A 10,351-nucleotide genomic window follows, 5' to 3' on the forward strand; every position below is an offset into this window, starting at 1 on the left:
TGACGAACCGCGTCGCCCCGCGCGGCAGTCAAAGTGCCGGATTGTCGTAGCAATGCCAGGTGAAGATCGCGACCGCGCCGCGATGCGGCCGCCAGGGTTCGGCGAGCGCGCGGGTCGCCTTCTCGTCCGGGCGTTCTTCGTGGCCGAGGATCTTGCCGATCCCCGCCATCACCGCCAGATCGCCCGCAGGCCAGATGTCGGGGCGGCCTTCTGCGAACAGCAGGTAGATTTCGGCCGACCAGCGCCCGATCCCCTTGATCCGCGTGAGCTGGGCAATCGCCTCCTCATCGTCGTCCGGCAGGTTGTGAAGGTCCAGCTCGCCCGCGTGGACCAGTTCACACAGGCTGCGCGCATAGCCCTGCTTCTGGCGCGACAGGCCGCAGGCGCGCAGCGTGTCGAAATCGCGTTCGAGCAGGCAGGACGGAGTAAAATCCTCGCCCAGCTCGGCCTCCAGCTTGGTCCACACGCTCGCCGCGGAGGCGACGCTGACCTGCTGGCCGACGATCGTGCGCAGCAGCGTCTTGTAGCCGGTCGGGCGGATGCGCGGTTCGGGATAGCCGGCGATCTCCAGCGCGCGCGCCATATCGGGTTCGATCGCGGCCACGCTGTCCAGCCCGCGGCGTATCTGTTGTGCGCTCAGGCCCATGGCCGATCCTCCGATTGTATGGGCCGACCGCCCCTACGCTTGGCCAGTTGCCCGTCGCTTTGCTTGCGCATTTGCGTACCCATCTGCTTGCATTGCCGAAACGCAGCTTTTAGCAGCCGCGTCAACGGCGCGCGCGAGAGCGCCGCCCGGGGATGAGATAAAGGACAGCCAATGCCCAAGCTTACCGTGGTCGACCGCAGTGGAACCGAGCGCACGATCGAGGTCGGCGACGGCCTGACCGTGATGGAGGCGATCCGCGACAACGGCTTCGACGAGTTGCTGGCGCTGTGCGGCGGGTGCTGCTCTTGCGCGACCTGCCACGTCCATGTCGACCCGGCGTTCGGCGACAAGCTGCCCGCGATGAGCGAGGACGAGGACGACCTGCTGGAAAGCAGCGACCACCGCAACGAAACCTCGCGCCTGTCGTGCCAGATCGAGTTCACCTCCGATCTCGACGGGCTGAAGGTCCAGATCGCTCCCGAGGATTGAGGGGCAAGACTGACTTGCAGGCCCGATAGCGGATCGCGGTTGCTGCGCGGGCCGCTCAGGCGCTAAGCGGTTGCCATGAAAGCTCCCGCCCCCCTGCCACGCGCTCTCGACCTTATCGGCAACACCCCGCTCGTCCGGCTCGCAGGGCCGAGCGAGGCGGCGGGCTGCGACATCTACGGCAAGTGCGAATTCGCCAATCCGGGCGGCTCCGTGAAGGACCGCGCGGCGCTGTGGATCATCCGCGATGCCGAGGCACGCGGAGAGCTGAAGCCGGGCGGCACGATCGTCGAAGGAACGGCGGGCAATACCGGGATCGGGATCGCGCTGGTCGCCAATGCGCTCGGCTACAAGACGATCATCGTGATGCCCGACAACCAGGCGCGCGAGAAGATGGATACGCTGCGCGCGCTGGGTGCGCAGCTGGTGCTGGTGCCGCCGACCAAGTTCGCCAATCCCGGCCATTTCGTCCACACCTCGCGCCGGCTGGCGGAGGAGACCGAGGGCGCGATCTGGGCCAACCAGTTCGACAATATCGCCAACCGCCGCGCGCATATCGACAGCACCGCGCCCGAATTGTGGGACCAGCTGGAAGGCCGGATCGACGGCTTCACCTGCGCTGCGGGGACCGGCGGCACGATCGCCGGCGTCGGGCTGGGGCTGAAGGAAAAGGACGAAAACGTTCGCATCGCGCTGACCGACCCGCACGGCGCGGCGCTGTATAATTACTACGCCAACGGAGAACTGTCGTCCGAAGGCTCTTCGGTGGCCGAAGGGATCGGGCAGGGGCGGATCACCGCCAATCTCGACGGCGCGCCGATCGACACGCAGTTCCGCATCTCCGATGAGGAGGGGCTGGAATGGGTCGCGCGCCTGCTGAAAGAGGAAGGCCTGTGTCTGGGCCTGTCGTCGGGCATCAACGTCGCGGGCGCGGTCGCGCTGGGCCGGCAGCTGGTTGCGGACGGCCGTACGGACGCGCGCGTCGCGACGATTTTGTGCGACAGCGGCTTCCGCTATCTCTCGACGATCTTCAACGCCGAATGGCTGCGCGACAAGGGCTTGCCGGTGTTTGACTGGCTTCGCGATTGACCCGCACCGCGCGGGCACTAGATTCGCTGGCCATGGCCCTGATACCGGACTTCGAAGCGCAACGCCCCGCCGCCGATCCAGTCAATCCCCGCGATGCGGAGGTGATGCAGCGGCTGCGTGTCGGGATTGGCGGGATCGTGACGGTTCTGCTGGTCGTCGGCCTCGCCAATGTCATCACCGACCGCGTGTTGCGGACCGAGGAAACCACGGTGCCGCAGGCAGCGCCGACGGTGGAGCCCAGCGCTGCAACCCCCGCTAGCGATCCGCTGTCCGATGCGGGCGTGGTCCCCGATTTGCCCGAACAGCCCGAAGCCGAGCCCATCCCCGAAGGGCCCGTGCTGCCCGAGCAGGGCGAAGGTGCCCCGGTTGAGTAGGATCCGGGCTTGAAGAAGGCATGGCTGGCCGTCGGCCTCAGCGCCGCGCTGGGGCTGGGCGCGATGGCTGCTGCAGCTTTGGGTTTCCACGGCTTTCCGGGGGAAGGCCCGGGAGAGCGGGACGGGCGGATCGGTCTGATGAGTTCGCTGCCGCTCTACCGCGCTCCGGAATCGAGCGTGGCCGAGGCGCTGGCCGCGCAGTCGGTGCGGCACCACTGGGTGCGCGCCGTGCTGGAGAAGCGCGGCACGCTGGAGCCGCTCGACGTGCTCGATCCCGAAAGCCTCGCGCAGATCGACCGCCTGCTGCTGGTCCAGCCGCGTGCATTGACCGCGGCGGAGAATGTCGCGCTCGACACCTGGGTGCGCGCGGGCGGAAACGTGCTGCTGGCCGCGGACCCGCTGCTGGTCGGCGAGCCGCGTTTTGCGCTGGGCGACCCGCGCAATCCCCAGGCGATCTCGCTCAGCGGCCCGATCCTCGCGCGGTGGGGCCTTGCGCTCGAACCGGGGAAGGAAGGGGACGGCGGGGTCCGTTTCGTTTCCGTGGGGGATCATGACCTGCCGGTGGCGCTCGGCGGGCGCTTCTCACTGCGTCCTGCCGCGGGCGGAGGGCAGGGCGACTGCCGCCTGCGCAACGACGCGCTGATAGCGGCGTGCAGCATCGGCGCAGGGCGCGTTGTCGCGCTGGCCGACGCTACTTTGTTCGAAAGCGATCCCGCACCCGCCGGGGCAGAGGAGATGCTTGCGGCACTTTTGGGGATGGCACGGGACGACGTCCGCTAGCCCTCTGGAAAATCCATTGATCTGAAAGGCTTGAGCGGTCCCGGGTGATCCCCGGGCTTCCGGTCTTTACCCGATCCCAACCTAAGGAATTAACCTTGTGTCGCGCCGGAAAATGGCGCAATTGCGTGCTCGGACGTTCGAATTCGTAAGGTTTTCAACAACGATTCCTAAATTTCCCCTTTAATCCCCACTCGTCCCGCGATAATACAAATTTCGCATCGGACAGGATTCGACCCGCGCGTGGGATTCCACGCGAACCGGGGTGCTTGGCGCACCGCGGGGCGGGGAGGTTTTGTCCTTGGAAAGGCGCTCACAGGGGAAGAGCGAAACCGTGTCGGAGGCGTTTCAGGGATATAGCGGGCAGGCCTTTTCGCTTCGCAGCGAAAAGGGCCGGTTCACGCTGCCTCCCGCCTTCCGCAACGCGGTGAAGGCCTCCACCGAAGATCGCCGGCTGTGCCTCACCAAGCACGAGAAGTGGGATTGCCTGGTCGGCTTCGGCACCAAGCGGGTCGAGGATTTCGAAGCGATCCTCGATCGTGAAGAGGAATCGGCCTACAAGTTCGGGCGCGATTTCGACCGCGATACCCGCGCGATCCAGCTCAATAGCTTCGAGACCATGCCGTTCGACGACAGCGGGCGCTTCATCATGCCCGAATTCCTGCGCGACATCGGTGAGATCGAGGATGCGCTGTTCTTCCAGGGCGGTGGGCGTTTCTTCACCGTCTGGAACCCGGCCAGGCTCTACGAAATGGGCCCCGAAATGGCGATGCCCAAGGCCGCCTGCCGCGCGCTGGAAAAGGACGCGCGCGAGAAGGGCAAGAAGAAGTGAGCGCCCCGTCCCCCCACATCCCCGTCCTCCTCGACGAAGTGGTTGCCGCGCTGCGGCCCGCGCAGGGCGAGCTGATCGTCGACGGCACGTTCGGCGCTGGCGGCTATACCCGCGCCCTGCTCGACGCAGGGGCGACGGTGCACGCCTTCGACCGCGATCCGACCGCGCTGGAGAATGCGCAGGGGTGGCCCGAGCTGGCCGAGACCCCGCCGCGCCTCGTCCTGCATCGCCGTGCCTTTGCCGACATGGCGGCCGCGCTGGCGGAACAGGGCATCGCCAAGGTGGATGGCATCGTGCTCGACATCGGGGTCTCCTCGATGCAGCTCGACCAGGCGGACCGCGGTTTCTCCTTCGCTGGCGACGGCCCGCTCGACATGCGGATGGACCCCGACCTGCCGAGCGCGGCGGACTTCCTCAACACTGCCGACGAAGCCGAGATCGCCGACGTAATCTACCAATATGGCGAGGAGCGTCAGTCGCGCCGGATCGCCCGCGCGATCGTGGCCGCGCGCCCGCTGGAGACGACCGGGCAGCTTGCCCGGCTGGTTCGCAAGGCGACAGGGCACAAGCCGCACGACAAGAAAGACCCCGCCACGCGCACCTTCCAGGCGATCCGCATCCACGTGAACGGAGAGCTGGAGCAGCTGCGCGGTGCGCTGGCCGCGGCCGAGCGTCTGCTGGCACCCGGCGGGCGGCTGGTGGTGGTCTCGTTCCACTCGCTCGAAGACAGGATCGTGAAGCGTTTCATGCGGGACGCTTCCGGTCAGGCCGGTGGCGGTTCCCGCCATCTTCCCCTCGCGGAGACGCCGCCGGCCACGTTCGACAAGCCGCTCCGCGCCGTGCGCGCGGGCGAGGCGGAGCTGGCACGCAACCCCCGCGCGCGCTCCGCAATCCTGCGTGCGGCCACCCGCACCGATGCCGACCCGAGAGAGGAACTGATCGATGGTTAGAGGCAGCCGCTTGCGGCAGATCGGCTGGGCGATCTGTATCGGCATCGTCTTCGGCGGGTTCATGCTGCTGACCTTCCGGGTCAACGCGGTGAAGAGCGAGGTCGTGCGTGCCGAGCGTCAGATCGTGGCGCTGGAACAGGAAAAGCTCGCACTGGAAACCGAGTTCGAAACGCGCGCCAACCAGCAGCAGCTGGCCGACTGGAACGCGATCGAGTTCGGCTATGCCCCGCCGCGCGCGGACCAGTTCCTCGAAACCGAACGCCAGCTGGCGAGCTTCAGCGCACCGCGCGCGCCCGGCTCGCCCGACCCGATCCGCTTTGCCCGCGAGATGGAGGCGAGCGATTATCCCGCGCTGGTTTCCCCGCTGGCCGATCACGACGGCGAGGGCTCGCAGGAGGAAACTTCGAGCAAGGAGGCCGAACTCGCCGCTGCCGCTGCGGGTGATGCCCATCTTGCCCTGGCGAGCCTCGACCGGTGAACGCCTACGCGATCGACTCCATGGTCGCAGCAGGCCCCCTGCGGGTCGCCAACAAGCGGCTTGAGGCGCTGCTGGTCGCGCGCATGCGCGCGCTTTTGCTGATGCCCGCTTTCGGGCTGGTCGCGGTTGTCGCGCTGATGCGCATCGCGTCCTTCGGCGTGCTCGGCGCGCCCGATATCCCCCTGTCGATGGAGCAGCGCCTGCTGCCCCCGCGCGGAGAGATCACCGATCGCAACGGCCTGCCGCTGGCGCGCAATTACGATGCCTTCGCGCTGTGGTACAATCCCACGGCGATGAAGGACGGCGGCAGCCCGCTGGTCCACCGCCCTGAGGAAGTCGCAGCAAAGCTGGCCGCGATCTTCCCCGAGCTGGACCAGGCCGATGTCGCCGCCCGCCTCGCCAGCGGGCGCGCGCAATATCTGCGCCGCCGACTGCTGCCCGAAGAGGCCAATCGCGTGTTCGATATCGGCGAGCCTGCGCTGGAACTGCCGGCGGAAAAGGACCGCTTCTACCCGCAAGGGTCGATGGCGGCGCACGTGCTGGGCTACGTCAAGGATGGCGCTGGCCATCTGGGCATGGAATCGGTCCTCAACGACCGGCTGACTGACAGTTCGCTTCGCGGCGAGCCGACCGCGATTGCGCTCGACCTGCGGGTCCAGGGCGCGCTGGAGGACGAGCTCAGCAAGGGCATGCTGTCGGTCAATGCGCGCGGCGCGGCTGGCGTGGTGCTGGATGTCGATACCGGCGAGGTCATCGCGATGGCATCGCTGCCCGCGTTCGACCCGAACGATATCAAGACCTCCGATCTGATGATCAGCGATGCCGAGGCGAAGCTTGGCCGGACCCCGCGCGTGTTCAACAGCGTGACCAACCAGGTTTACGAGCTGGGCTCCACCTTCAAGCCGCTGACCGTCGCCGCCGCGATCGACGCCGGGATCGTGCGCGACCTGAGCCTGCGGTACGACGCAAAGCCGGTGAAAGTCGCCGGGCGCACGCTTGCGGACAGTCACAACCTCGGGGACACGCTGAATGTGCCCGAAGCGCTGATTCACTCTTCCAACACCGTCACCGCGCGGGTCGCCGACAAGCTTGGCCCCGAACGTCTGCGCGACACGATGCGCGCGCTGGGCCTGGCAGAGCGTCCCTATATCGAACTGCCCGCACGCGGCGCGCCCTTGTGGCCGGGGGAGAAGTGGTCGCGCGTGACCACCATGACAGTCGCCTATGGCCACGGCATCGCGGTCACTCCGCTGCACCTTGCATCGGCCTATGCCGCGATGGTCAATGGCGGGGTCTGGCGTCCGGCCACGTTGTACAAGGTCGAGCCGGGCCAAGAGGCTGCCGGGCGGCGCGTGTTCAAGGAAGACACCAGCGCCCGCATGCGCCAGCTGCTGCGGATGATCGCGGTCTACGGCACCGGGCAGAGCGCCGATGCGCCCGGTTACCGCGTCGGCGGGAAGACCGGTTCGGCGGAAAAGCCCTCCGCCGGCGGCTATCGCAAGAAGCTCCTGGTCTCGACCTTCGCCGCCGCCTTCCCGATGGACAACCCGCGATATGTCGTGGTCGCCATGCTGGACGAGCCCAAGGGCACCACCGCCAGTTCCTTCCAGCGGACCGCCGCGTGGAACGCCGCGCCGATCGTCGGCAAGCTGATTCCGCGCATCGGCCCGCTGCTCGACGTGCGGCCCGACCTCAGCCGTGATATCGACATTTCCGACCTGCGCCCCCTGATCCGGAGCGACATCAAGTGAAGCTGAACCGTCTTCTCGAACAGGCCGGACGTGAGGAGCGCGGGGGCGAGGATGCGATCGTGACCGGTTTCGCGATCGATCACCGCAAGGTCGCGCCGGGCACCGTGTTCGGCGCCTTCGTGGGCGCGAAGGTCAATGGCGAGGATTTCATCGACGCCGCCGTTGCAGCGGGCGCGATCGCGGTGGTCGCGCGGCCTGGCGCAAAGGTTGAAGGCGCGCTGCACATTGCCGACGAGAACGTGCGCAAGGCCTTTGCCGAGATCGCGGCACAGTACTTTACGCCCGTGCCCGACACGATCGTCGCGGTTACCGGCACCAACGGCAAGACCTCCACGGTCGAGATGACCCGCCAGCTGTGGCGGATGCTGGGCGAGCGTGCGGCAAGCATCGGCACGCTGGGCGTCACCACCCCGGACGAGAGCGTTTCGACCGGGCTGACCACGCCCGACATCGTCACCTTCCACGCCAATCTGAGCGGTCTGGCGCGCGAAGGCGTGACCCACATTGCCTACGAAGCATCGAGCCACGGGCTCGACCAGTATCGCAACTACGGCGCGCGCGTGGTCGCAGGGGCGTTCACCAATTTCAGCCGCGACCACCTCGATTATCACGAGAGCATGCAAGCCTATTTCGAGGCCAAGATGCGCCTGTTCGACGAAGTGATCGCGGATGATGGCACGGCGGTGATCTGGGCCGACGGCGGCGAGTGGGCCGACAAGGCGCGCACCCGGGCCGAGAAGCGCGGCCTGCGGATCTTCACGGTCGGTCCGCAGGGCGAGGACATTCGCCTGATCGGGCAGGAGCCCAGCCAGCTTGGCCAGAGCGTCGAGATCGCGCGCAATGGTGATCGACGCACGATCCGCCTGCCGCTGATCGGCCAGTATCAGGCTGCCAATGCGCTGACCGCCGCCGCGCTCGCTCTGGCGAGCGGCGCGGACGAAGCGCGTTTGTGGGATGCTGTCGGACGCTTGCAGCCGGTTCGCGGACGGCTGGAACGTGCGGTCATCACCCAGTCCGGTGCGCCGGTCTATGTCGACTATGCGCACACGCCGAACGCGCTGGAGGCGGCGATTGCCGCGCTGCGCCCGCATGTGAACGGTCGCCTGATCGTGGTGTTCGGTGCGGGCGGGGATCGCGACACGGGCAAGCGCGGGCCGATGGGCGAAGTCGCCTCGCACCTCGCCGATGTGGTTATCGTGACGGACGATAATCCGCGCGGCGAAGACCCGGCGGATATCCGCCGCGCGGTCATGCAGGGCGCGGGCGCGAACACGCGCGAAGTCGCCGGGCGGCGCGAGGCGATTGCGCAAGCCATCGAAATCATCGGTCGGGATGATATCGTCCTGATCGCGGGAAAGGGCCACGAAGAAGGCCAGATCATCGGGTCGGGAGACACCATGCGGGTATTGCCGTTCAACGACGTACAGGTCGCGCGCGAGGAAGCCTCGCGGATCAATGCCGGTTCTCAGGAGATGGGCCAATGAGTGTTGCAGCACTCGCCCATCCGCGCATGCGGGCATGGCCCAAGGTCGCCCGTGATAGCCTGCGGCTCGCCCTGTGGAGCGCCGACGAGATCGCCGAAGCGACCGGCGGCGTTGCTTCTGGCGATTTCCAGTGTGCCGGCGTCGAGATGGACAGCCGCGATGTGCGCCCGGGCGATCTGTTCGTGGCGCTGAAGGGCGAAGCGATGGACGGCCATCGCTTCATCGACAAGGCGTTTGCCGCCGGCGCCGCAGCCGCCATCGTCGACCGTCCGATCGACTGGCCGCATGTGCTGGTGGAAGACACCACCGCCGCGCTCCACGCGCTGGCCGCTGCTGCGCGCACGCGCGGCGAGGCGACGCGCATCGCGGTGACCGGTTCGGTCGGCAAGACCGGGGTCAAGGAAGCAATCTTCTCCGCCCTTGACCGTGCAAGCCGCGGGCAGGCGCACCGCTCCGTGCGCAGCTACAACAACCATGTCGGCGTGCCGCTGAGCGTTGCGCGGATGAGCCCGCGTGCCCGCTACGGCGTGTTCGAGATGGGGATGAACCACGCAGGCGAGATCGCGCCGCTGGCCGATCATGTGCGGCCCGATGTCGCGGTCATCACCACCATCGCGCCCGCGCATATCGAGAACCTTGGCTCGCTCGAGGCGATTGCCGACGAGAAGGCGCAGATCTTCACCGGCCTGAAGCCCGGCGGCGCGGCGATCATCCCCGCCGACAGCGACCAGTTCGAGCGGCTGAAGGCCCATGCCGAAGCGGCGGGGGCGGAAGTCTTCTCCTTCGGCCGCGCCGATCACGCGCGTGTCCGCCTGCTCGACGCGATCCCTGCGGCCAATGGCGGGGCCTCGCTGGTCACCGCGCAGATCGACGATACGCGGCTGTGCTATTCGGTCGCCGAGCCGGGCGAACACTGGATCGCCAATTCGCTCGCGGTGATGGCGTGCATCTATGCGGTCGGCGGCGATCTGGGCGCGGCGGGCATCGCGCTTGGCGAGATGGGCGGCCTGAAGGGGCGCGGTGCACGCCATGCGATTGCAGCGGCAGGTGGCCGCGCGCTGCTGATCGACGAGAGCTACAACGCCAACCCCGCATCGATGCGGGCCACGCTGACCCAGCTGGGCCAGACCCCCGCGAGCCGCCGCGTTGCGGTGCTGGGCGCGATGGGCGAACTGGGCGAATTCAGCACGCGCTTCCACGAGGCGCTGCTCGAACCGATCGAGGAAGGCCAGGTCGATTACGCGGTGCTGGTCGGCGATGCGATGGAGCCGCTGGTGCGCAAGATGGGGACGGCGCATGCGAATGGCCTTGGCAACCCGCCGGCCTTCGCCCATTGCGCAGGGCCTGCCGAAGCGATCGCCGCGCTGGAAGAATTCGGGCTCAACGCCGGAGACGCGATCCTCGTCAAGGGATCCAACGCCGTCGGTCTGGGCCGTCTGGTCGATCACTTCGTCAGCCGAAGCTAAGCAAGGGACCGGGGACGG

General features: G+C 67.6%; 11 protein-coding genes. 10 read left to right on the forward strand and 1 reads right to left on the reverse strand.

Translation table 11 applies throughout. The features are described from left to right. Positions 1–28: 28 nt before the first annotated feature. A complete protein-coding gene (locus K7H93_RS12705) occupies positions 29–646 on the reverse strand; it encodes a DNA-3-methyladenine glycosylase family protein (RefSeq protein ID WP_230783931.1) in 618 nt (205 codons plus the stop codon). Between the two features lie 171 nt (positions 647–817). On the opposite strand from K7H93_RS12705, the gene K7H93_RS12710 reads away from it, so the two are divergent. From K7H93_RS12710 to K7H93_RS12755, 10 genes are all read left to right on the forward strand, one after another. Next, positions 818–1,135 (forward strand): 2Fe-2S iron-sulfur cluster-binding protein, encoded by a 318-nt coding sequence (locus K7H93_RS12710; protein ID WP_010238869.1) that lies wholly within the window; start codon positions 818–820, stop codon positions 1,133–1,135. Positions 1,136–1,210: 75 nt separating this feature from the next. Next, positions 1,211–2,221: a cysteine synthase A gene (locus K7H93_RS12715; RefSeq protein WP_230783932.1), complete on the forward strand. Its 1,011-nt coding sequence runs from the start codon at positions 1,211–1,213 to the stop codon at positions 2,219–2,221. 32 nt (positions 2,222–2,253) lie between these two features. After that, the gene (locus K7H93_RS12720; protein ID WP_010238866.1) at positions 2,254–2,595 is read left to right on the forward strand and encodes a hypothetical protein; all 342 of its coding nucleotides are present in this window, start codon (positions 2,254–2,256) and stop codon (positions 2,593–2,595) included. Between the two features lie 9 nt (positions 2,596–2,604). Next, entirely contained in the window at positions 2,605–3,375 is a 771-nt protein-coding gene (locus K7H93_RS12725) for a GldG family protein (protein ID WP_230783933.1), read from the forward strand. 331 nt (positions 3,376–3,706) lie between these two features. Then, positions 3,707–4,204, forward strand: coding sequence for a division/cell wall cluster transcriptional repressor MraZ (locus K7H93_RS12730; protein WP_054524941.1), 498 nt, complete (start codon positions 3,707–3,709; stop codon positions 4,202–4,204). Next, on the forward strand, positions 4,201–5,154 hold the full coding sequence (gene rsmH, locus K7H93_RS12735; protein ID WP_230783934.1) for a 16S rRNA (cytosine(1402)-N(4))-methyltransferase RsmH: 954 nt from the start codon (positions 4,201–4,203) through the stop codon (positions 5,152–5,154). Before K7H93_RS12730 ends, rsmH begins: the two co-directional genes overlap by 4 nt. After that, positions 5,147–5,632, forward strand: a complete 486-nt coding sequence (locus K7H93_RS12740; RefSeq protein WP_230783935.1) for a hypothetical protein — start codon at positions 5,147–5,149, stop codon at positions 5,630–5,632. The genes rsmH and K7H93_RS12740 overlap by 8 nt, the downstream gene beginning before the upstream one ends. Beyond that, the gene (locus K7H93_RS12745; protein ID WP_230783936.1) at positions 5,629–7,383 is read left to right on the forward strand and encodes a peptidoglycan D,D-transpeptidase FtsI family protein; all 1,755 of its coding nucleotides are present in this window, start codon (positions 5,629–5,631) and stop codon (positions 7,381–7,383) included. The genes K7H93_RS12740 and K7H93_RS12745 overlap by 4 nt, the downstream gene beginning before the upstream one ends. Beyond that, the gene (locus K7H93_RS12750; protein ID WP_230783937.1) at positions 7,380–8,867 is read left to right on the forward strand and encodes a UDP-N-acetylmuramoyl-L-alanyl-D-glutamate--2,6-diaminopimelate ligase; all 1,488 of its coding nucleotides are present in this window, start codon (positions 7,380–7,382) and stop codon (positions 8,865–8,867) included. The genes K7H93_RS12745 and K7H93_RS12750 overlap by 4 nt, the downstream gene beginning before the upstream one ends. Next, positions 8,864–10,333: a UDP-N-acetylmuramoyl-tripeptide--D-alanyl-D-alanine ligase gene (locus K7H93_RS12755; protein WP_230783938.1), complete on the forward strand. Its 1,470-nt coding sequence runs from the start codon at positions 8,864–8,866 to the stop codon at positions 10,331–10,333. The genes K7H93_RS12750 and K7H93_RS12755 overlap by 4 nt, the downstream gene beginning before the upstream one ends. The last annotated feature ends 18 nt before the right edge of the window (positions 10,334–10,351 follow it).

Source organism: Citromicrobium bathyomarinum, from assembly GCF_021021475.1.
Classification (GTDB): domain Bacteria; phylum Pseudomonadota; class Alphaproteobacteria; order Sphingomonadales; family Sphingomonadaceae; genus Alteriqipengyuania; species Alteriqipengyuania bathyomarina.